The 21,534-nt window shown below is 73.2% G+C and carries 19 protein-coding genes and 1 pseudogene; 8 read left to right on the forward strand and 12 right to left on the reverse strand.

All coding sequences use genetic code 11. From position 1 onward, the window contains the following. Nucleotides 1-128: 128 nt before the first annotated feature. Both recX and recA read right to left on the reverse strand, forming a co-directional pair. Entirely contained in the window at nt 129-974 is an 846-nt protein-coding gene (gene recX / locus ACFC8N_RS06750) for a recombination regulator RecX (protein ID WP_376287056.1), read from the reverse strand. A 3-nt stretch (nt 975-977) separates the two neighbouring features. Further along, a complete protein-coding gene (gene recA, locus ACFC8N_RS06755) occupies nt 978-2,096 on the reverse strand; it encodes a recombinase RecA (protein WP_071381803.1) in 1,119 nt (372 codons plus the stop codon). A gap of 879 nt (nt 2,097-2,975) precedes the next feature. Here recA and ACFC8N_RS06760 point away from each other — a divergent pair. The 4 genes from ACFC8N_RS06760 (at nt 2,976) to ACFC8N_RS06775 (ending at nt 6,524) form a co-directional block, all read left to right on the forward strand. Then, nucleotides 2,976-3,254 carry a polyprenyl synthetase gene (locus ACFC8N_RS06760; RefSeq protein ID WP_356033602.1) on the forward strand — a complete coding sequence of 93 codons (279 nt, stop codon included), beginning with the start codon at nt 2,976-2,978 and terminating at the stop codon, nt 3,252-3,254. Next, nucleotides 3,244-4,299 carry a polyprenyl synthetase family protein gene (locus ACFC8N_RS06765; RefSeq protein WP_376287059.1) on the forward strand — a complete coding sequence of 352 codons (1,056 nt, stop codon included), beginning with the start codon at nt 3,244-3,246 and terminating at the stop codon, nt 4,297-4,299. Before ACFC8N_RS06760 ends, ACFC8N_RS06765 begins: the two co-directional genes overlap by 11 nt. Nucleotides 4,300-4,418: 119 nt before the next feature. Beyond that, complete coding sequence (locus ACFC8N_RS06770; RefSeq protein WP_362822895.1) at nt 4,419-5,582, forward strand: oxygenase MpaB family protein; 1,164 nt, start codon at nt 4,419-4,421, stop codon at nt 5,580-5,582. Nucleotides 5,583-5,696: 114 nt separating this feature from the next. Then, a complete protein-coding gene (locus ACFC8N_RS06775) occupies nt 5,697-6,524 on the forward strand; it encodes a hypothetical protein (RefSeq protein WP_356033594.1) in 828 nt (275 codons plus the stop codon). A gap of 55 nt (nt 6,525-6,579) precedes the next feature. On the opposite strand, the pseudogene ACFC8N_RS06780 reads toward ACFC8N_RS06775, so the two are convergent. Both ACFC8N_RS06780 and ACFC8N_RS06785 read right to left on the reverse strand, forming a co-directional pair. After that, nucleotides 6,580-6,880: pseudogene (locus ACFC8N_RS06780) on the reverse strand (AI-2E family transporter); the annotation flags it as partial. Nucleotides 6,881-7,135: 255 nt separating this feature from the next. Beyond that, nucleotides 7,136-7,330: a DUF3046 domain-containing protein gene (locus ACFC8N_RS06785; RefSeq protein ID WP_356033591.1), complete on the reverse strand. Its 195-nt coding sequence runs from the start codon at nt 7,328-7,330 to the stop codon at nt 7,136-7,138. Between the two features lie 80 nt (nt 7,331-7,410). Between ACFC8N_RS06785 and ACFC8N_RS06790 the strand changes: the two genes are divergently transcribed. Further along, nucleotides 7,411-8,355, forward strand: coding sequence for a hypothetical protein (locus ACFC8N_RS06790; protein WP_362822893.1), 945 nt, complete (start codon nt 7,411-7,413; stop codon nt 8,353-8,355). A gap of 28 nt (nt 8,356-8,383) precedes the next feature. Here the strand turns inward: ACFC8N_RS06790 and ACFC8N_RS06795 are convergent, their stop codons facing one another. Genes ACFC8N_RS06795 through ACFC8N_RS06805 form a run of 3 tightly spaced genes read right to left on the reverse strand, consistent with a single transcriptional unit; the run spans nt 8,384 to nt 10,328 of the window. Next, complete coding sequence (locus ACFC8N_RS06795; RefSeq protein ID WP_376287064.1) at nt 8,384-8,692, reverse strand: AzlD domain-containing protein; 309 nt, start codon at nt 8,690-8,692, stop codon at nt 8,384-8,386. Next, complete coding sequence (locus ACFC8N_RS06800; protein ID WP_376287067.1) at nt 8,689-9,459, reverse strand: AzlC family ABC transporter permease; 771 nt, start codon at nt 9,457-9,459, stop codon at nt 8,689-8,691. Before ACFC8N_RS06800 ends, ACFC8N_RS06795 begins: the two co-directional genes overlap by 4 nt. Next, nucleotides 9,354-10,328 carry an AraC family transcriptional regulator gene (locus ACFC8N_RS06805; protein WP_376287125.1) on the reverse strand — a complete coding sequence of 325 codons (975 nt, stop codon included), beginning with the start codon at nt 10,326-10,328 and terminating at the stop codon, nt 9,354-9,356. Before ACFC8N_RS06805 ends, ACFC8N_RS06800 begins: the two co-directional genes overlap by 106 nt. A gap of 169 nt (nt 10,329-10,497) precedes the next feature. On the opposite strand from ACFC8N_RS06805, the gene ACFC8N_RS06810 reads away from it, so the two are divergent. The 3 genes from ACFC8N_RS06810 to ACFC8N_RS06820 all read left to right on the forward strand — a co-directional run bounded on the left by ACFC8N_RS06810 (nt 10,498) and on the right by ACFC8N_RS06820 (nt 17,238). Continuing rightward, nucleotides 10,498-15,489 (forward strand): ATP-dependent helicase, encoded by a 4,992-nt coding sequence (locus ACFC8N_RS06810; protein WP_376287070.1) that lies wholly within the window; start codon nt 10,498-10,500, stop codon nt 15,487-15,489. A 45-nt stretch (nt 15,490-15,534) separates the two neighbouring features. Beyond that, complete coding sequence (locus tag ACFC8N_RS06815; protein WP_362822890.1) at nt 15,535-16,380, forward strand: DNA-formamidopyrimidine glycosylase family protein; 846 nt, start codon at nt 15,535-15,537, stop codon at nt 16,378-16,380. Between the two features lie 93 nt (nt 16,381-16,473). After that, entirely contained in the window at nt 16,474-17,238 is a 765-nt protein-coding gene (locus tag ACFC8N_RS06820) for an SDR family NAD(P)-dependent oxidoreductase (protein ID WP_356033577.1), read from the forward strand. Between the two features lie 371 nt (nt 17,239-17,609). On the opposite strand, the gene ACFC8N_RS06825 is transcribed toward ACFC8N_RS06820, so the two are convergent. From ACFC8N_RS06825 to rimO, 5 genes are all read right to left on the reverse strand, one after another. After that, on the reverse strand, nt 17,610-18,080 hold the full coding sequence (locus ACFC8N_RS06825; RefSeq protein ID WP_071383380.1) for a Dps family protein: 471 nt from the start codon (nt 18,078-18,080) through the stop codon (nt 17,610-17,612). A 185-nt stretch (nt 18,081-18,265) separates the two neighbouring features. Continuing rightward, entirely contained in the window at nt 18,266-18,640 is a 375-nt protein-coding gene (locus ACFC8N_RS06830) for a helix-turn-helix domain-containing protein (RefSeq protein ID WP_030178264.1), read from the reverse strand. A gap of 109 nt (nt 18,641-18,749) precedes the next feature. Beyond that, a complete protein-coding gene (locus tag ACFC8N_RS06835) occupies nt 18,750-19,295 on the reverse strand; it encodes a CinA family protein (RefSeq protein WP_356033570.1) in 546 nt (181 codons plus the stop codon). Then, nucleotides 19,292-20,056 (reverse strand): CDP-diacylglycerol--glycerol-3-phosphate 3-phosphatidyltransferase, encoded by a 765-nt coding sequence (gene pgsA / locus ACFC8N_RS06840; RefSeq protein WP_356033567.1) that lies wholly within the window; start codon nt 20,054-20,056, stop codon nt 19,292-19,294. The genes ACFC8N_RS06835 and pgsA overlap by 4 nt, the downstream gene beginning before the upstream one ends. Then, nucleotides 20,053-21,525, reverse strand: a complete 1,473-nt coding sequence (gene rimO, locus ACFC8N_RS06845) for a 30S ribosomal protein S12 methylthiotransferase RimO (RefSeq protein ID WP_376287075.1) — start codon at nt 21,523-21,525, stop codon at nt 20,053-20,055. Before rimO ends, pgsA begins: the two co-directional genes overlap by 4 nt. Between the last annotated feature and the right edge of the window lie 9 nt (nt 21,526-21,534).

Consider the following 21,534-nt stretch of genomic DNA (forward strand, 5'->3'; position numbering starts at 1 on the left):
GGCACAGCACTGCGGCGAACCCGCGTCTTCAACGGGGGCTAACCCCACCGCGGGAGACCCACGAGCCGTCCCGGCGTGCGCTGCCACCGTCGGGCCGGCCGGCCGAGAGAACCCCGCCCCGGGGGGCCTCAGATGTCCGCGTCCCCCAGGAACTCGGTGTCCTCGCCCTCTTCTTCCAGGGCCTGGCGGACGACGCGGAGGGCCATGCCCTCGGGGTAGCCCTTGCGGGCGAGCATGCCGGCGAGGCGGCGGAGCCGCTTGTCGCGGTCGAGGCCGCGGGTGGCACGCAGTTTGCGGTCGACCAGCTCGCGGGCGGTCGCCTCCTCCTGCTCGGTGTCCAACTGACCGACGGCCTCGTCGATCAGCGCCGAGTCCACTCCCTTGGTGCGCAGCTCCCGGGCGAGTGCCCGGCGGGCGAGCCCGCGGCCGTGGTGCCGGGACTCCACCCAGGCGTCCGCGAACGCGCCGTCGTCGATCAGTCCGACCTCCTCGAACCGCGACAGCACCTCCTCGGCCACGTCCTCGGGGATCTCCCGCTTGCGCAGGGCGTCGGCGAGTTGCTTGCGGGTGCGCGGGGTCCCGGTGAGCAGGCGCAGGCAGATCGCCCGTGCCCGCTCAGCCGGGTCCCCTGAAGACTCCCCCCGCTCGGCCCTCGACGAGGAAGGGGTGCCTTCGTCCTCCCCGGGCGCGTCCCCGAAGCCGCGCCGCCGCCGGCTCCGGCCGCCCTTGCCGCCCCGGCGGGCTCCGCCGTCGCCCTCGTACCCACCGCTGCCGCGGCGCTCGCCGGAGGCGTCGGACTCGCCGTACCCGCTGAACTCTCCGTTCGCGCCGTAGCCTCCGCGCCCGCCGTACCCGCCGGCCCGGTGTCCGTCGTCACCGTCCGGGGCGGAGTCCGGGCAGCCCCCGGTGCCCCTCCCCCGTGGGGCACCGGGGGTGGCGTACTCGTACTCGGCCCAGTCGGTTCGTCGTGTCACGGGTCAGCTCTTGGCTGCGGCAGCCTTGGGCTTGGCGGCCTTGGCGGCGGGCGCCGTCTTGGCGTCGTCGTCGGCCGCGGCGGTGACCGCCGCGTCCGCGCCGGGCTCGGCGGCGGGCTCCTCCGGCCGGACCCCCACGCCCAGCTTCTCCTTGATCTTCTTCTCGATCTCGTTGGCCAGGTCGGGGTTGTCCTTCAGGAAGTTGCGCGCGTTCTCCTTGCCCTGGCCGAGCTGGTCGCCCTCGTACGTGTACCAGGCGCCGGCCTTGCGGACGAAGCCGTGCTCCACGCCCATGTCGATCAGACCGCCCTCGCGGCTGATGCCCTGGCCGTAGAGGATGTCGAACTCGGCCTGCTTGAAGGGCGGCGCGACCTTGTTCTTGACGACCTTGCAGCGGGTGCGGTTGCCGACCGCCTCGGTGCCGTCCTTCAGGGTCTCGATGCGGCGGATGTCGATACGCACCGAGGCGTAGAACTTCAGCGCGCGGCCACCGGTCGTGGTCTCCGGGGAGCCGAACATCACGCCGATCTTCTCGCGGAGCTGGTTGATGAAGATCGCGGTGGTCTTGGACTGGTTGAGCGCGCTGGTGATCTTCCGCAGCGCCTGGCTCATCAGCCGGGCCTGGAGACCGACGTGGCTGTCGCCCATCTCGCCCTCGATCTCCGCGCGCGGGACGAGCGCGGCGACGGAGTCGATGACGATGAGGTCGAGGGCACCGGAGCGGACCAGCATGTCCACGATCTCCAGGGCCTGCTCGCCGTTGTCCGGCTGGGAGAGGATCAGGTTGTCGATGTCGACGCCGAGCTTGCGCGCGTACTCGGGGTCGAGGGCGTGCTCCGCGTCCACGAACGCGACCTGGCCGCCGGCCTTCTGGGCGTTGGCCACGGCGTGCAGGGTCAGGGTCGTCTTACCGGAGGACTCCGGTCCGTAGATCTCCACGACACGGCCGCGCGGCAGGCCACCGACGCCGAGGGCGACGTCGAGCGCGGTCGATCCGGTCGAGATGACCTCGATGGGCTCCTTCGACCGCTCGCCCATGCGCATGACTGCGCCCTTGCCGAATTGCCGTTCAATCTGTGCGAGCGCGGCGTCGAGCGCCTTCTCGCGGTCGGTTCCTGCCATGGGTTCCACCCGGTTTGCTTGAGTCGATCGCTTCACGTCAAAGACGCTAACGCCTGCCACTGACAATGCGCCCCGACGCAGGCCCAGCCTGTGGATAACCGGGGGACATCTCCCCGCAAAACGTGTCGAAATCCACCACCTAGAGCCTTGCCTGAGCTTCCATAAGAATGGATGTTCGATTTTCGTGTCAAGCGCACCCCGCAGGTACGGCCGAGTGCGACCGGCGCTCCTGGAGGAAGCGGACCTCGGGGGACGCGGTGCGCGGGGGTGGGGCGGCCAGCTCCGGCGACTCGGTGACACGCTCCCGCCGTCCTGCTGCCCCCCGGGCGGCACGAGCGGGCACGAGCGGCACAGGTCGCGGACGCGCTGCTGCGCAACGGGCACGCCTGTCTGCTCGCCCCTCCCCGCGCCTGGTCGCGCCCGTCCCGCAGTGTCTCGGCGAGCCCCCGTCTCCGTATCCGCCCGGACAGGCCCGGCTCTGTGGGCCCACGGCGACCGCCGCCACGCCGTCCGTCGGCCCGCCCCGGATCCCGCGGCCCTGCGCCGCGCCCAGGACGAGACGGTGCCGCGAGCCCCGGCTGCTGCCCAGTCTGGTCGGCCGGCCTGGTCGAGCACGTTGTTCGCGGCGTCGACGCCGGCGCCGAAGCCGCTGTCGCCGTCGGCGTAGGCGGGCGTGGCCATACCGGCGGCGACGAGCGCGACGGCGGGCGGACGCGGACCGGAACCGTACGGCCTGCCGAACCGGTCACCCATTGGTGCACCCGGCGTCGAATCCACCACCTCCGCCTGTCCGGGGCCGTCATGCTCACGTGACGGCGATGCGTGACCGGCATCGCCCGGAGGCACCGGCGGGAGACCGGGCGTACTGGCGGGAGAGGCATGACAGAGGGAGCGGGGCGCCGCGGCGGTCTGGACGAACAGGCCGTACTGCTGGTGGCGGGGGTGGCGGACCTGGCGGTGAGCGCGCTGGGCTCGGCCGTGACGACCGTACGGGGGCTGCTGCGCCGCTCGGACACCGCGGAGCTGGCATCGGCGGCCGAGCAGGACCTGGTGGCCCGCGGCCGGCTGGCGCTGGACCGCTACGCGACCGTACCCCCGGCCCATTTGGAGATCCTCGCCCGGCACGCGCGCGTACACCGGGGTGCCGATGGCGGCTGAGCGGTGGAACGCGGCCGGGTTCCGGGCCCGCGTCGACCAGGTGCTGCACACGTTCGTCGCCCAGGAGGCCGATCTGCTGACCGAGGTCGATCCGGCCCTCGGACCGGTGGCCGGCCAGCTGGAGTCGGCGGTCGCGGACGGCAAGCGGCTGCGGGCGGCGTTCTGCTACTGGGGCTGGCGTGCGGCCGGCCAGCCGGACAGTGACGCACTGGTGCGGGCCGCGGCCTCCATGGAACTGGTGCACGCCGCCGCGGTCGTGCACGACGACCTGATCGACGACAGCCCCCTGCGGCACGGCCGGCCCACCGCCCACCTGGCCCTGCGCGGTGCCGTGACCGGGCATCCGCGCCCCGGCGCCGCCGCGCGGTCGCTGGCGATGCTGGTCGGGGATCTGCTGATGTCGCTGGCCGGGCAGCTGTTCGCCACGTGCGGGCTGCCCGCCGCCTATCTGGGCCGCGCCCGCCCGCTGTGGTCGCTGCTGGCCCGTGAGCTGATCGCGGGTGAGTGCCTGGAGATCCTGCACACCGGGGCCGTCCCGGACACCACGGCGTCGCTGAAGGTGATCCGGTACAAGACCGCCAAGTACACCGTCGAGCAGCCCCTGCTGATCGGCGGCACCCTGGCCGGGGCCGGGGAACGGCTGCGGGCGGGCTACTCGGCGTACGGGCTGCCGCTCGGCGAGGCCTTCCAGCTGCGCGACGACCTGCTGGGCCTGTTCGGGGACCCGGAGCGCACCGGGAAGGCCGACACCGACGACGTACGCGGCCATCGCCCCACCGCACTGCTGGCGGAGACCTGGCGCATCGCCGGCGCGGACGAGCGCGAGCGGCTTCGGGTCCTGCTGGGCCAGGGCGAGCCGGACCGGGCCGGCCTGGACGCCGTACGGGAGGTGATGCGCCGGCTCGGGGCACCGGACCGGGTCGAGAACATGATCTCCGCGCGCGTGGCGGAGGCACTCGACGCCCTCCACGACCTGGACGTGTCCGCGCGCGCCGCCGACGCCCTGGCCGAACTGGCGCATGCGGCGACGGTCCGCCCGTACTGACCGTCTGCCCCGCCCTCCCCGCCCGTACGGCTGCGACCGCCCACGGCCCGGGCCCTGACGTCCCGTATGCCCACAACTCGCCGCACGCCCATGACTTCCCGGACAAGGAGCCCCCTGCCATGACCGTCACCGAGGCATCGATGGACGCCCTGCGGGAGGCCGGCGACGAACTCGCCGACGCCACCGTCGCCACCCTCTTCGCGCGCGGGGAGGTCGGCACCTTCAACTCGCTGATGCGGTACGTCTCCACCGCCGGCGCTCCGCTGCCGGACGGCCTGCCCGACGTGGCCCGCGAGTACCTCCGGGCGACGAGCGTGCCGCCGTCGTGGGTGGACTGGGGCGAGATGGAGAAGGCGCGGCTGTTCTTCATCGACAACAACGTGCACATCTCCACGGCGTTGTCCTTCGCCTCCATGCCCGCCTGTTACGTCGTCCCGCACGTGGCGCGGCTGCTGTCGGCCACGCACTCGCTGAAGTACCCCTCCAAGCGGATGGCGGAGACCGGCCAGTTCACGGTCTATCTGATGCGGCCGGACGCCTTCGAGGCGGGCAGCCGCTTCATCCCGGCCGCCCAGAAGGTCCGGCTGCTGCACGCGTCCATCCGGCACCACCTCAAGCGCGAGAACCGCTGGGACACGGCGGCCCTGGGCACGCCGATCTGCCAGGAGGACATGATCGGCGGGCAGATGTTCTTCTCGCTGCTCGTCCTCGACAGCCTGCACCGGCTGGGCATCCACATGACCACGGAGGGAGCGGAGGCCTACTACTACGCCTGGCGGGTGGTCGGCGCCATGCTCGGTGTCGACCAGGAGGCCGTGCCGAAGACCCTTCAGGAGGCACGGAGCTTCCTCGACCTGTACATGATCCGTCACATGGGCCCCTCGGCGGAGGGCGCGGAGCTGACGCGGCAGCTCATCGACCTCTACGAGGAGGTCGTGCCCGGCACTCTCTTCGACCCGATCGTCTCCGCCCTCGTCCGCCATCTGGTCGGCGACACCTGCGCCGACTGGCTCCAGGTGCCCCGCACCCGCTGGGACACGCTGGTGAAGGCCGTCCCGCACCTCCTCGGGGTGCTGGAGACCATCGAGGACCGCTCCCCGCTCGGCGCCTGGGCCCTGGACCGGCTCGGCCATCTGACGACGGTCCTCGAACTGTCCTCCCTCACGCGCGGGCGCGTGATGCACTACGCCATCCCCGAGCACCTCAAGAAGGACTACGGCGTCACCGACGCGGTCCCCCGCACCAGGCGCTGGACCCCGCCCGCCGCCACGGTGTCCCCCTGACCGCTGCCTTCCGGGCGCCGGATGCCGCTGTTCCCGGCGATACTCCCCGTGGCGTACGGCGGGTGCCTTCGGCCGGACGACGACCTCGCGGGCGGCCGCCGGGAGCCTTGGCGCATGAGGACTCCGCGCGCCGCCGGCCGCGTCACCGCCCGTCTCGTCGAGCGATCCGTCGGCCTACCCGTCAACCGATCCGCCGGCCGATCCGTCGACCGCCTCTGTCATGCGACGGGGCTGTTGCTCGTCCTGTCCGGTCTCGTGCACCTGGTGGTGTTCGCGGTGGACGGCGGCCCCTGGTACGGCCCGGTCTCCTGGCGCAAGCCCTTCACGTTCGGGCTCTCCTTCGGGCTGACGCTGATCGCGATCACCTGGGTCACGTCGTATCTGCGCGTCGCGGACCGGCTGCGCGCGGTCCTGCTGGTCGTGTTCGCCGCCGACTGCGTGGTGGAGGTCGGCGGGATCACCGTGCAGGCGTGGCGCCGGGTGCCCTCGCATCTGAACATGGAGACCCCCTTCGACACGGCCGTGTCCATGACGCTCGCGGTGGGCGGCGGTGTCCTGGTCGTCGTGCTCACGCTCTTCGCCGTCGCGTCGTTCCGGCAGCGGCCGACGGGGCCCGCCGGCATGCCGCTGGCGGTGCGCTCCGGATTCGCGATCCTGCTGGTGGGGCTGGCCTCGGGCGCGGCGATGATCGCACGCGGGGTCGTGCTGACCCGGACCGGCCACCAGCAGGCCGCCTATCACTCGACGGCCCCGCTCAAGCCCCTGCACGCCGTCAGCCTGCACGCGGTCCTCGTGCTGCCGCTGCTGTCCCGGCTGCTGTCCCGCTCGCCCCGGAGTTCGTCCTGGAGCGGGCGGACGCGCCGGCGCATCGTGGCCGCGGCGGTCGGCTGTTACGTGGTGGCCGTCGCCGGTGCGGGTGTGTGGGCGGTACTGACGTACTGAGGTCCGTCCCTACGGGAATGGCTCGGCGGACGCGGTCTACGACTCCTCGGCGGCCTCGGGCTCCCCGGCCCTCAGCCGGCGTACGCGCGCGTATCCCGGGTCCGCCCGGGCTGCGGCCGCGATGCCCGTGCACCCGGGGATCGTCCGTGACGGCGTACCGCTTCACCACGACGAAGGCCAGCACCCACACCGCATACCAGTGGGGCGACGGTGAAGGCGATCAGCATCGGCAGCGCGCCCGCGAGGTACGTCCCGATGGTGGGGATGAACTGCGACACCAGCCCGACCCAGACACCGAGCACGGGCGCGTACGGCACACTCAGTGCCTTGAGCAGCGCGGCATGCGGCCGCCCGGAACGGCGGCGTCCGGGAGCGGGGCCGGTCGGGCGCTGTCGTACCGGTGGGTGCCGCGTGCCGGGTCAGCGGCTCGGTGGCCTCGTCGGCGGGTGCCACGAGGTTCTCGTCGGTGGGTGCCACGAGCCAAGTGTCGCCGAGGCCACCGACAACCAGCGCCCACCTGCGATTTCGTGACCGACCAGTGCCGTACCGCAGCCACCTTCACGACCTATTGGCACATCGGTCGGAAGGCGGCAGTGTGTCGGGGCAGGACGTCAGTGGCGTTCGCCCGGCACGTCCATGACCGTGCAGACCACGCGCCACACGTCCTTCGCCGCCCAGCCGGCGTCCAGCGCCTCGTTCACCGTGCGCCCGCCCAGCTCCGACATGACGTGATCACGCGCGAAGGTGTCGGCGTACCCCGGACCGAAATGTTCCGCCATCCGCTGCCAGAAGGTCGTCAACCGCATGACTCCAGTATCCCGCCCCTGAGGGTGGGCCCCGGCCGTGACCGCTTGCCGAGACCGCTTTCCGTCCTACGGTCTGACGCATGGCCGACATCGGAGCTTCCCCACTCCCCTCCACGCCCCAGGCGCGCTCCCCGCTCTTCCGCGCCGAACAGTTCGTGTGGCTCACCGCGCGCGTGCTGGAGCAGCGCCTCTTCGCCCACCACTTCCTGCACGGCGCCGCGGACGCGGTGGAGACGGCACTCGACGCCTACCGCAACGAGGACGGCGGGTACGGGCACGCGCTGGAGCCCGATCTGCGCGGACCCGTGAGCCAGCCTCTGCACACCGCGCACGCGCTGCACGTCCTGGACGCCATCGGGCGCTGCGGCGGACAGCGGGTGGAACGCGTGTGCCGCTATCTCACCGCCGTCTCCACGGCGGACGGCGCGCTGCCGGCGATCCATCCCAGCCAGCACGGCTACCCGGCGGCCCCGTTCGTGCCGGTCGTCGACGACCCGCCCAGCGATCTGCTCGCCACCGGGCCGGTGGTCGGGCTGCTGCACCGCAACGAGGTGTGGCACGCCTGGCTGTTCCGGGCGACCGACTTCTGCTGGCAGGCCGTGGAGTCCCTGGAGAAGTCCCACCCCTACGAGGTGGAGGCGGCCGTGCTCTTCCTGGACTCCGCTCCCGACCGCTCGCGCGCCGAGGCCGCCGCCGACCGGCTGGGCCGCATGGTGCGCGAGCAGCGTCTCGCGGCACTGGACCCGGACCGGCTCGACGCGTATCCGGTCGCGCCCGGCTACGCGCCCGCCGAGCATCACTTCCCGCACGACTTCGCGCGCGGCCCGGACTCGCTCGCGCGCGCGTGGTTCACGGACGACGAGATGTCCCGCTCCCTGGACCACCTGGCGGCCGAGCAGCAGGACGACGGCGGCTGGCTCGTCCGCCGGCGCCGGTGGGCCCCGGCCCCCGCCCTGGAGACACGCTCCCTGGTGACGATCGCGGCGCTGCGCACGCTGAGGTCGTACGGCCGCTTCGTGGGCTGAGCCGCCCTGGGCCGGCGGCGTCCTCGCGTCACCCTCCGAGGGCCCGTACGCCCGCCGTCACCACGACGGCCGCCATGACGACCACCAGGAACGGCGCACGCAGCACCAGCGCCACGGCGGCCGCGCCGAGCCCCTCCGCCCGGGCGTCCAGCACGAGCGCGTGCCCGTCGGCGAATGTCTGCTGGGCCGTGAGCGCGGCCAGCAGGGCGACGGGCAGCAGGGCGGCGAGCGGCCGTACGAACGGCCGTTCCATGGCCCCGGCCGGCACCAGCAGCCCGGCGAGCTTGACGGCGTAACAGCCGATGGCGGTCAACCCGATCGCGATCCAGGTGTTCACCGGTCCTCCCTCGATCCCGTGAGGAGGGCGATCGGTGCCGCCAGCGCCGCCACCAGGACCGGCACGCCGGTCGGCAGGACGGGCAGCAGGCCCAGGCCCAGCAGGAGCGCGAGGCCCGCCACCGCACGCTCGGTGGTCGTCTTCAGCATCGGCGCGAGCAGGGCGAGGAACACGGCGGGCCCTGCCGCGTCCAGGCCCCACGCGCGCGTGTCGCCGATGGCTTCGGCACCGAGCGCGCCGAGCAGCGTGGTCAGGTTCCAGAGCACGTACAGCGAGAGCCCGGTGACGGTGAAGCCGATCCGCCGGGCGCGCCGGTCCGGCTGGGACAGGGTGACCGCCGTGGTCTCGTCGATCACCCACTGGGCGGCGAACGGCCGTACCGCGCGCGGGAGGGCCAGCAACTGCGACAGCCGCAGCCCGTAGAAGGCGTTGCGCACGCCGAGGAAGAAGGCGCCGGCGGCCGCCGTGAACGGACCTCCTCCGGCGGCGAGCGCCCCGACCAGGGCGAACTGGGAGGCTCCGGTGAACACCAGGAGGCTGAGCGCGCAGGTCTGGAGCAGCCCGAGCCCGCTGCCCGCCGACGTCACCCCGAAGGCGAATCCGGACAGGCCCACGGCGACACCGACTCCGAGGGCGTCCCGTACGACGGCCCGGTCGGGCTTCACCACGGCGTCGGTGCCGGTGCCCGTGTCGTCGTCGCCGGTGCCCGTGTCGTCGTCGCCGGTGCCGTCGGCGGCCATGTCCCCGTGTGCTGTCTGCTGTGCCACGCGCCGGACGGTACGGGCGTCCTTCCGTGCGGGTCTTGTACGTTCTTGCGCCCGCTCGCCGGTCTGCGCTCTCGCTGGTACGCCCCCGGGGGCACGCCGACGATGCGCGCGAAGTGCCGGTTGAGGTGGGGCTGATCGGTGAATCCGACGGCGACGGCCACCTCGGCGGGCGGCGCCCCCGCATCCAGCAGGAGCCGCGCGCGGCGCACCCGCGCGTCGGTCAGCCAGGCGTGCGGCGGCATCCCGTAGGCATCACGGAACGCCCGCAGCAGCGCGAACGGGCTGGTGCCGAGGTCGGTGGCGAGCCGCTCCAGGGTCGGCGGCGCGGTCATCCGCTCGTCCAGCACGGCACGCGCGCGTGCCGCGATGCCGGCTCCGGCCGTGCGGACCGGGCGCTGCGGCAACGGTCCGCCGTTCAGCCGCAGCAGCCTCGTCACGGCAACCCGCAGCAGGGTGTCGGCTGCGAGCGCGTTGCCCTCCTCGGCGGCGCGCAGCACCTGATGGACCAGGCGCACGGCGTAGGGGTCGTCGAGAACGGGGCTGACGAAGCCCGGGGTGCCGCGGAGCGTGGTCGTCTCGGCCGCGATCGCGGCGACCGTCTCGGGCGAGGGGTAGACCGCGCCGTACCGCCAGCCCTCGGGAACGCCGGCGCGGCCGGTGTGCGCGGTGTCCGGGTTGACCAGGGCGAGGGCTCCGGCGCCCGCGGACACGTCGGAGCCGTGGTGGTGGAAGATCTCGACGCCGTCGGCTATCGCGGCGATCACGAAGTGCTCGTGGGTGTGCCGGACGAAGGTCTTGCGGACGTATCGGGCCCGCAGCAGGTCCACGCCCGGCAGGTCGTCGTACCGCCAGTGCCGCGCACGCTCCACCGGCCGGTGCCCGTGCGTCCGGCCACCCGTTCGTTCCTCGCCCCGCCCGGTCGCGCCCGCCACGTCTCCATTCTCCGCCTCACCGCCCGCGACCGGCTCCGTCCGCACCCGACGCACGGCGTTTTCCCAGGTCAGAGCGATTGTCAGTGGCCGGGTGCAGGATGGACGCATGGTCAGCTCCGCACACCGAGCCCTCGACGGCTTCTCACCCGCGACCCGCGGCTGGTTCACGGGGGCGTTCTCCGCGCCCACCGCGGCCCAGGCGGGTGCGTGGCAGGCCATCGGTGCGGGCTCGGACGTGCTGGTGGTGGCCCCGACCGGCTCCGGCAAGACGCTGGCCGCGTTCCTCGCCGCCCTGGACCAGCTGGCCTCGTCCCCGCCCCCGGCCGACCCGAAGAAGGCCTGCCGGGTGCTGTACGTGTCACCGCTGAAGGCCCTCGCGGTCGACGTCGAGCGCAATCTTCGCAGCCCGCTGACCGGCATCCGCCAGGAGTCCGTGCGCCTGGGCCTGCCCGAGCCCGAGGTCAGGGTGGGCATCCGCTCCGGCGACACCCCTGCCGCCGAGCGCCGCGCGCTGTCCTCACGTCCGCCGGACATCCTGATCACCACTCCCGAGTCGCTGTTCCTGATGCTGACCTCGGCCACGCGTGACGCGCTGACGGGCGTGGAGACGGTGATCCTGGACGAGGTGCACGCGGTCGCGGGCACCAAGCGCGGCGCCCATCTCGCGCTCTCCCTGGAGCGGCTGGACGAACTGCTGCCGAAGCCGGCGCGCCGGATCGGCCTGTCGGCGACGGTCCGCCCGGTCGACGAGGTGGCCCGCTACCTCTCGCCGCGCCGCAAGGTGGAGATCGTCCAGCCCGAGTCGGGCAAGGAGTTCGACCTGTCGGTGGTCGTTCCGGTGGAGGACATGGGCGAGCTGGGCGGCTCCCCGGCGGCCGACGCGGCCGAGGGCGGCGAGCGGCCGTCGATCTGGCCGCAGGTGGAGGAGCGGATCGCCGACCTGGTCCAGTCGCACCGCTCCACGATCGTCTTCGCGAACTCCCGGCGCCTCGCGGAGCGCCTGTGCAACCGGCTCAACGAGATCGCGTACGAGCGCGTGACCGGCGAGCCCCTGGCGGAGCATCACGCCCCCGCGCAGCTGATGGGCGGCTCGGGCGCGGCCCAGGGCGCTCCCCCGGTGATCGCCCGCGCGCACCACGGCTCGGTCTCCAAGGAGCAGCGCGCCCTGGTCGAGGAGGACCTCAAGGCGGGCCGGCTGCCCGCGGTGGTCGCCACGTCCAGCCTGGAGCTCGGCATCGACATGGGCGCCGTCGACCTCGTCGTCCAGGTCGAGTCCCCGCCCTCGGTCGCCTCCGGGCTCCAGCGCGTCGGCCGCGCGGGACACCAGGTGGGTGCCGTCTCCACCGGTGTCGTCTTCCCCAAGTACCGCGGAGACCTCGTCCAGGCGGCCGTGGTCACCGAGCGGATGCGCACGGGCTCGATCGAGTCCCTGAGGGTGCCCGCGAACCCGCTGGACGTGCTCGCCCAGCAAGTGGTCGCCATGACGGCCCTGGACACCTGGCAGTTCGACGACCTGCTCGCCACGGTCCGCCGCGCGGCCCCGTTCGCGTCGCTGCCCGAGTCGGCGTTCACGGCGGTCCTCGACATGCTCGCGGGCCGCTATCCGTCGGACGCGTTCGCGGAGCTGCGCCCGCGCGTCGTGTGGGACCGCGTGACCGGCGAGATCACCGGCCGCCCGGGCGCCCAGCGCCTCGCCGTCACCTCCGGCGGCACGATCCCCGACCGGGGTCTGTTCGGAGTCTTCCTCGCCGGCTCCGACCCCAAGAAGGGCGGCGGCCGGGTCGGCGAGCTGGACGAGGAGATGGTGTACGAGTCCCGGGTCGGCGACGTCTTCACCCTGGGCACCAGCTCCTGGCGCATCGAGGACATCACGCGCGACCGCGTCCTGGTCTCCCCCGCTCCCGGTGTGCCCGGCCGCCTCCCCTTCTGGAAGGGCGACCAGCTGGGCCGTCCGCTCGAACTGGGCCGCGCGGTGGGCGCGTTCCTGCGCGAGGTCGGCTCGCTGCCCAAGGACGACGCGCGGCCGCGCCTGCTGGCGGCGGGGCTGGACGCCTGGGCGGCGGACAACGTGCTGTCGTACCTGGACGAGCAGCGCGAGGCCTGCGGCCATGTCCCGGACGACCGCACGATCGTCGTGGAGCGCTTCCGCGACGAGCTGGGCGACTGGCGGGTCGTCGTCCACTCCCCCTTCGGCGCCCAGGTCCACGCCCCCTGGGCCCTCGCCCTCGGTGCCCGCCTGTCCGAGCGGTACGGCATGGACGCCCAGGTCATGCATGCCGACGACGGCATCGTGCTGCGTCTGCCCGACGCCGATCTGATGGGCCTGGACCTGCTCGACCAGGCACCCGTGAAGACCGGCACGGAGTACGACAGCGAGCAGGCGCCCGTCGGCGCGGCGGACGTCGCCTTCGACAAGGGCGAGGTCGACCAGGTCGTCACCGACCAGGTCGGCGGCTCCGCCCTGTTCGCCTCCCGGTTCCGTGAGTGCGCCGCGCGCGCGTTGCTGCTGCCGCGCCGCAACCCCGGCAAGCGCACCCCGCTGTGGCAGCAGCGCCAGCGCGCGGCCCAACTGCTCCAGGTGGCGAGCGAGTTCGGCTCGTTCCCGATCGTCCTGGAAGCGGTCCGCGAATGCCTCCAGGACGTCTTCGACGTCCCCGGGCTCGTCGAGCTGATGGGCGACATCGAGTCCCGCAAGGTCCGTCTCGTCGAGGTCACCACGCCGGAGCCGTCCCCGTTCGCCCGCTCCCTCCTCTTCGGGTACGTCGCCCAGTTCCTCTACGAGGGCGACTCCCCGCTCGCCGAGCGCCGGGCCGCCGCGCTGTCCCTGGACTCCCGGCTGCTGGCCGAGCTGCTGGGCCAGGCCGAGCTGCGCGAGCTGCTCGACGCCGAGGTACTGACCGAGCTGGAGCGCGAGCTCCAGTGGCTCACCGAGGACCGCCGGGCCAAGGACGTGGAGGGCGTGGCCGACGTGCTGCGGCTGCTCGGCCCGCTGACCGACGCCGAGCTGGTCGCGCGCGGCGCGGATCCGAACTGGGTGCGGGAGCTGGCCGGGGCCCGCCGGGCCATCAAGGTCCGGATCGCCGGCGCCGACCAATGGGCGGCGATCGAGGACGCGGGCCGGCTGCGGGACGCGCTCGGCACGGCGCTGCCGGTCGGTGTGCCCGAAGCCTTCACCGAGCCGGTCAAGGACCCGCTCGGCGACCTCCTCGCCCGCTACGCCCGTACGCACGGCCCGTTCACGTCGGCCACGGTGGCGGCCCGCTTCGGGCTGGGCGTCGCGGTGACCGAGGGCGCCCTGCACCGGCTCGGGGCGGGCGGCCGGGTCGTGCAGGGCGAGTTCCACCCGGCAGGCATCGGCCAGGAGTGGTGCGACGCGGCCGTACTGCGCCGTCTGCGCCGCCGCTCCCTGGCGGCGCTGCGGCACGAGTTGGAGCCCGTGCCCCCCGCCGCGCTCGCGCAGTTCCTGCCGCAGTGGCAGCACATCGGCAAGGGCCACGGGGTGCGCGGGATCGACGGACTGGTGCGCGCCGTCGAGCAGTTGCAGGGCGCGTCCGTGCCCGCCTCCGCGCTGGAGAAGCTGGTCCTGCCCTCCCGCGTGGCGAACTACACGCCCGCGATGCTCGACGAACTGACCGCCGCCGGTGAGGTGGTGTGGGCCGGTGCGGGCGCCCTGCCCGGCAAGGACGGCTGGGTCTCCCTCTATCTGGCCGACGCAGCCCCCCTGCTCCTCCCGCCGCCGCACCCCCTGGAGCTGACCGCGCTCCACCAGTCCGTCCAGGACGCGCTCTCCGGCGGTTACGGCATGTTCTTCCGCCAGATCGCCGACCAGGTGCGGGTCACCACCCATCCCGACGTCACCGACCCCCAGCTGGCCGACGTGCTCTGGGACCTGGCCTGGTCCGGACGGCTCACCAACGACACCCTCGCCCCGATGCGCTCCCTGCTGGGCTCGGGCCGTACGGCGGGTTCGACCGCGCACCGCGCCAAACGGTCGGTCCCGCGGGGGCGTTACGGCTCCCTGACGGCCGCCGCCCGTCCCGCCTCCCGCTCGGGCCCGCCGACCGTCGCCGGCCGCTGGTCGCTGCTGCCCACGGGGGAGCCGGACGCCACCGTGCGCGCCCACGCACTGGCCCGCACCCTGCTGGACCGACACGGCGTGGTCACGCGCGGGGCGGTCGCGGCGGAGGGTGTCGAGGGCGGCTTCTCGGCGGTGTACCGGGTGCTGTCCGCCTTCGAGGAGAGCGGCCAGGCACGCCGCGGTTACGTGGTCGAGGGCCTGGGCGCCGCCCAGTTCGCCATGGACGGCGCGGTGGACCGCCTCCGCGCGGTGGCGAACGCCCGCGACCGGAGCGAGGGCCTGCCCTCCCCGGCCCACCGGAGCGGCTCCCTCCAGAACGGCTCGTTCCGGAACGGCTTCCCGGGCTTCCCGGACGGTCTCGGCGCGGGCGACGTCGCGCCCCACGACCACACCCTCTCCGATGCCTTCGGCGGCTCGGACGGCGGATTCGCCCACCCCGGCCTCGACGGCGACTTCGCGTGGCCGCCGACGGACCCCCCGCCCGCCCCCGGCGAGTACGTCTCCCCTCGCGACCTGGCCGACCCCTTCGCCTCCCCCGGCTACGGCGGCCCCCGAGGCGGCACCACGGCCTACGGCTCACCGGCGAACCGGCTCCACGGCGGCGGTCGTACGGGCTCGTCGGCACCCGACCCACGGGCCGTGGTCCTCGCCGCGGCCGACCCCGCCAACGCCTACGGCGCCGCCCTCGCCTGGCCGGAGTCGCCGACCGGGGCCGGGCACAAGCCGGGCCGCAAGGCGGGCTCGCTGGTCGTCCTCGTGGAGGGCGAGCTGACGCTGTACATGGAGCGCGGCGGAAAGACCCTGCTCGCCTGGCCCGCCACCCCGGACACCCCGGCGCCCGAGGACCCCCGCCTGCGTACGGCGGCCGAGGCCCTGGCCGCGGCGGCCCGCGCGGGCTCGCTGGGCACGGTCACCGTCGAGCGGATCAACGGCGCCCCGGCCCTGACCTCGCCGACCGGCACCCTGCTGGAAGGAGCGGGCTTCGTGGCGACGCCGCGCGGCCTGCGGCTGAGAGCGTGACAGCGGCCGTGCCCCCGCCGTACCGCACCGTGGCACCCTGGACGCATGCCCGAAGGTGACACGGTCTGGCAGGCCGCGCGGCGGCTGCACGAGGCCCTCGCGGGCAAGGCACTGACCGTCAGCGACTTCCGGGTGCCGAGGTACGCGACGGTCGACCTCACCGGCCGCACGGTGCTCGGCACGCTCCCGCGCGGCAAACACCTGCTCACCCGCTTCGAGGGCGGCCTGACCCTGCACACCCATCTGCGGATGGAGGGGGCCTGGAAGGTGTACGGCACGGGCGAGCGCTGGCGGGGCGGTCCGGCACACCAGATCCGCGTGGTCCTCGGCACCGCCGACCGCACGGCCGTGGGCTACCGCCTCCAGGTCCTGGAGCTGCTGCGCACACGGGAGGAGGAGCGGGTGGTCGGCCATCTCGGCCCCGACCTGCTCGGTCCGGACTGGGACCCCGAGCGCGCCCTCGCCAACCTCCTCGCCGACCCCGCCCGTCCGCTCGGCGAGGCCCTGCTCGACCAGCGCAACCTGGCCGGTATCGGCAACATCTACAAGAGCGAGCTGTGCTTCCTGCTCGGGGTGACCCCCTGGCTGCCCGTAGGCGCCCTGCCCGCGGACCGCGCGCAGAAGCTGCCGCCGCTCGCCAGGAGGCTGCTGGAGGCGAACCGCGACCGCCCGGTCCGCCAGACCACGGGCCTGCACCGCCACGACCTGTTCGTCTACGGCCGCGCACCCCGCCCCTGCCTGCGCTGCCGCACCCCCGTCCGCGAGGCCGACCAGGGCGACGGCTCCCGGGCCCGCCCCACCTACTGGTGCCCCACCTGCCAGACGGGCCCCGCGCCCTCCCCCGGCCCGCCGCAACGCCGCCCGGCCCGCGGCCCCCACCACCCCGGCTGACGCCACACCCGCGCCCCGCCTCACTCATCCGGTCACCGGCCGATCCCCGCCAGCTAATTGACGATCCGTCAGAAACGCTCGTACGGTCGCTTCATGGCCCTCACGGCGTACGACCTCACCGGACGGACCGCGTTCGTCACCGGAGCCGCCGGCGGCATCGGCCGGGCCTCCGCCGTTCTGCTCGCCGAGGCGGGCGCGACGGTGCACTGTGCCGACCGGGACCCGGACGGACTGCAGGGCACGGCCACGCTGGTCAAGGACCGTGGCGGCACGGCCGTCGTGCATGTCCTGGACGTGACCGACCGGGCCCGGCTCGCCGAGGCCGTACGGTCCTGCGGACGCCTGGACGTGATGGCCGCGATCGCCGGGATCATGCACAGCAGCCCCGTGCTGGAGACCCGCGACGAGGACCTCGACCGGGTCCTGAACGTCAACTTCAAGGGCGTGCTGTACGCATGCCAGGAGGCCGCCCGCCTGATGCTCGCCCAGGACGTCCGGGGCAGCATCGTCACGATGGCGTCAGGCGCGGTCGACACGGGCGGTCCGGGGCTGCTCTGCTACGGCGCCGCCAAGGCCGCCGTGGTCCAGCTGACCAAGACCCTCGCCACCGAGGTCGGCCGGCACGGCATCCGGGTCAACGCGGTCGCACCGGGCTGGATCCGCACCCCCATGACCGAACGCCACGACCGGGAGGCACAGGCGCACACCGAGGGCACGATGGCCCGGTTGGCGCCCCTCGGCCGGGTCGGCGAGCCGGACGACGTGGCGCACGCGGTGCTCTATCTGGCGTCGGACGCCTCGGCGTTCACGACGGGTCAGATACTTCGCCCGAACGGGGGTGTGGCGATGCCCTGGTGACCTCTCCGGCCCGCCAGGCCGCCGCCCAGCGTCCCGTCCGCACCGCTCCGGCCGCCTGCCCCTCGGGCACACAGTGCACGGGCAGTACGCTCAGCCCCCACCCGCCGACCACGACGGCCCCTTCCAGCACACCCGAGCCCTGCCCCAGCACGAGCCGCAGCCCGGCCCACCACCACACGGCCGTGAGTCCCAGCCCGAGCGCCCAGCGCACTGTCCGCGCCACCATGGCCGCCACCACCTCCTGCGCGACGCTAGACCGCCGCCCGCCCGGCGCGGGAGGCGCACTGAGGGCTCATGGATGCAGCACCCCAGGCGGCACGCCCGGCACAGGGCAACCACACGGCGCGGAACGCCGAACCCCGGCCGGCCGCTTACGCGTTCTCCGCCTGGAACATCCAGTGATGCTTCTCCAGATCCGCGGTGACCCCGATGAAGATGTCCTGGGAAACGGGGTCCGGCTCCCCCGTCGCCGCCACCCGCTCCCGCATCCGGGTGATCACCGCGCCGAGCGCGTCCACCATCGCCCTGACCGCGTCGCCGTCCTTGATCCAGCCCGCCGGAGTGGCGCCGATGCCGCTGCCCGAGGCGACCGAGGCAGCGCGCCCGTCGGGCGGGACACCGAGGGCCGAGGCCCGCTCCGCCACCGTGTCGGAGTGGGTGCGCGCGGAGGCGACGACCTCGTCGAGCTGGAGGTGGATGGACCGGAAGCGGGGTCCGACGACGTTCCAGTGGATCTGCTTGGCGACCAGTGACAGGTCCACCAGGTCGACGAGGGCACCCTGGAGCGCCTCGGACACGGTCTTCAGGTCCGCGTCGGCCAACGGGCTCTTCACGACGTACATCCGTCTTCCTCCGGTGCTTCGGCGCGGTCACGTCCCTCCCACCATGACCGCACCGCACACATCGGGCAAATGGACGCATGGCCGGACACGAACGGCAGAAGCCCCGGTCGGCTCCCCCAGGTCTCCCTGGAGCAGCCGGCCGGGGCTTCACTCGTCTTCGGACGGCTAGGCCACGCGCGCGAACCTCACGCGGCGACCACGTCCACAGCCTCCGCGGGCGCCTTGATGGTCACCCGTTCCGGTGGCACACCGGTCACCGACACCGAACCCAGCATCGGACGGACCGGCGTGGGCACGGGCTCGGTGGCCGCGGCGGACTGGGCCAGCTCGGCGAGCGCCAGCTCGTCGCTCACCTCTCGCATGAGTTCCGACATCCGTACGTCCAGCGCGTCGCAGATGGCGGAGAGCAGCTCGGAGGAAGCCTCCTTCTGCCCCCGCTCCACCTCGGAGAGATAGCCGAGTGAGACTCGGGCGGACGAGGAGACTTCGCGCAGAGTACGGCCCTGGCGTTGGCGCTGCCGACGCAGCACGTCACCCAGCAGGCGACGGAGCAGAATCATCGGTGGCTCCCTCCTCGGACCGCGTAGCCGCATCCTTCTCGCCCCACCGTACCGCCTCGCGCTGCGGCCGTGCGGGGAGCGATGTCGTGTTCACTCAGGGCTGCAAACATCAAAACCCCCCGTTCCGTTCCGTATCCTGTGCCCGCTCATTCCCGGTCTGTTCGCCCGCAAGCTGCTCAAGCAGCAGTGCGAGTACGCTCCGTACACTCTCCATACGAATTTCCGCACGGCTGCCGTTCAACCGCAGAGCCTCCACTTTTCCGCCACCGGCAGAACCAGCACGGCCGGTGACGGGCCCGTCGGCCGCGACGAACACCGTCCCGACGGGCTTGCCGTCCTGCGGATCGGGCCCGGCGACTCCGGTGGTCGCGATGCCCCAGTCGGCACCCAGAGCCTTGCGCACTCCGGCCGCCATCTGCGCCGCGACCTGCGGATCCACCGCGCCCTGCCGTGCCAGCAGGGCGGGGTCGACACCGAGCAGCTCGTGCTTCAGCTCCGTGGCGTAGGCGGTGACCGAACCCCGGAACACCTTGGAGGCTCCGGGGACTCCGGTGATCTCCGCCGCCACCAGACCACCGGTGAGCGACTCGGCGACGGCGAGGCTCTCGCCCCTCACCGTCAGTAGTCGCACCAGTTCGGTGGCCGTGGAGCTCACGATTCCTCATCCTCCAACGCTGCCGCACGCTCGGCGATTCCCTGGCGGCGCAGCACAATGGCTTGTCTTACGTAGTCGAGACCGGTGACGACAGTGAGGACGACCGCCACGGCCATCACCCAGAACCTCAGAGTCGCCAGCCACCCCGTCAGTGCCAGGACGTACATCCCGACGGCGACGCCCTGGGTGAGCGTCTTGAGCTTGCCGCCCCGGCTGGCGGGGATCACGCCGTAGCGAATGACCAGAAAGCGCAGCAGTGTGATGCCGAGTTCCCTGCCGAGGATCACCGCGGTGACCCACCAGGGCAGATCGCCCAGGGCCGACAGACAGACGAGCGCCGCCCCCATGATCGCCTTGTCGGCGATGGGGTCGGCGATCTTTCCGAAGTCGGTGACCAGGTTGTAGGTGCGCGCCAGATGCCCGTCGAACAGGTCGGTGATCATGGCGATGGCGAAGGCCGCCCAGGCCAGCGAGCGCCAGGCCGGGTCGTAGCCGCCGTCCGCCAGCATCAGCGCCACGAAACCCGGCACCAGGACCAGCCGGAGCATCGTCAGCAGATTGGCGACGTTCCAGACACTCGCCTGGTTGACGGCCGCGGCCGTGATCTTCCCGCCGCGCGCGGGCTTGCCGCCGCTGCCGCTGTCGGGGCCTGGGGCAGAACCGGAGACCTCGGACCGTGCGCCGTCGGCAGCGGCGGCGGGACCCCGGGCGCCCTGCGCACCGGAGGAGCCGCCCGCGGCGGATGCCGGGACTCCGGTCATCTGCCCGCCTCCTCACTACACGCGAGCGAACCGGCCAGCGGCTCGGCCACCAGGTCGACACCTTCCGTACCGACCACCTTCGCCTCGACCATACGTCCGACACTCAGGCCCTCGCCGCTCGTGAGCAGCACCTGGCCGTCGGTCTCGGGCGCCTGGTGCGCGGCGCGGCCGTAGACGCCCTCTTCCTCGTCCACGGACTCGACCAGGACGCGCACGCTTTCGCCGACGCGCTCCTCGGCGCGCTGCGAGACCAGTTCCTCGGCCAGCCGGGAGATGTGCGCGAGCCGCTCGGCGACGACGTCCTCGTCGAGTTTGTGCTCGTACGTCGCCGCCTCCGTGCCCTCCTCGTCGGAGTAGCCGAAGACACCGATGGCGTCCAGGCGGGCGCCGGTCAGGAAGCGCTCCAGCTCGGCCAGGTCGGCCTCGCTCTCGCCGGGGAAGCCGACGATGAAGTTGGAGCGCACGCCGGCCTCGGGGGCCTTGGAGCGGATCGTGTCGAGCAGCTCCAGGAAGCGGTCGGTGTCGCCGAAGCGGCGCATCGCGCGCAGCACGTCCGGCGCGGAGTGCTGGAAGGACAGGTCGAAGTACGGGACGACGTTGGGGGTCGAGGTCAGGACGTCGATGAGCCCCGGGCGCATCTCGGCCGGCTGGAGGTAGCTCACCCGCACCCGCTCGATGCCGTCGACCTCGGCCAGCTCCGGCAGCAGGGACTCCAGCAGGCGGATGTCGCCCAGGTCCTTGCCGTAGGAGGTGTTGTTCTCGGAGACCAGCATGATCTCCTTCACGCCCTGCTCGCCCAGCCAGCGCGCCTCGTTCAGCACGTCGCTCGGGCGGCGTGAGATGAAGGAGCCGCGGAAGGACGGGATGGCGCAGAAGGAGCAGCGGCGGTCGCAGCCGGAAGCGAGCTTGACCGAGGCGACCGGGGAGCCGTCCAGCCGGCGGCGCAGGGGCGCGCGCGGGCCGGACGCGGGCGCGAGGCCCTCCGGGAGGTCGGCCGGGGCATGGCCGGGCAGCGCGACGGCGGCGGCCGATTCCTGCCGCTCGGCCGGGCTGATCGGCAGCAGCTTGCGGCGGTCCCGCGGGGTGTGGGAAGCGTGGATGCCGCCGGACAGGATGGTCTGGAGGCGGTCGGAGATGTCCGCGTAGTCGTCGAAGCCGAGCACGCCGTCGGCCTCGGGCAGCGCCTCGGCCAGCTCCTTGCCGTACCGCTCGGCCATGCAGCCCACCGCCACGACGGCCTGGGTTCTTCCGTGGTCCTTGAGGTCGTTGGCCTCCAGGAGGGCGTCGACGGAGTCCTTCTTCGCGGCTTCGACGAAGCCACAGGTGTTGACCACGGCGACGTCGGCGTCCGCGGCGTCCTCGACGAGCTGCCAGCCGTCCGCCTCCAAACGGCCTGCGAGCTCCTCGGAGTCCACCTCGTTACGAGCGCAGCCGAGAGTGACGAGTGCGACGGTACGGCGTTCAGGCATGGGCTCAAG

Source organism: Streptomyces sp. NPDC055966 (genome assembly GCF_042269865.1).
Taxonomy (GTDB): domain Bacteria; phylum Actinomycetota; class Actinomycetes; order Streptomycetales; family Streptomycetaceae; genus Streptomyces.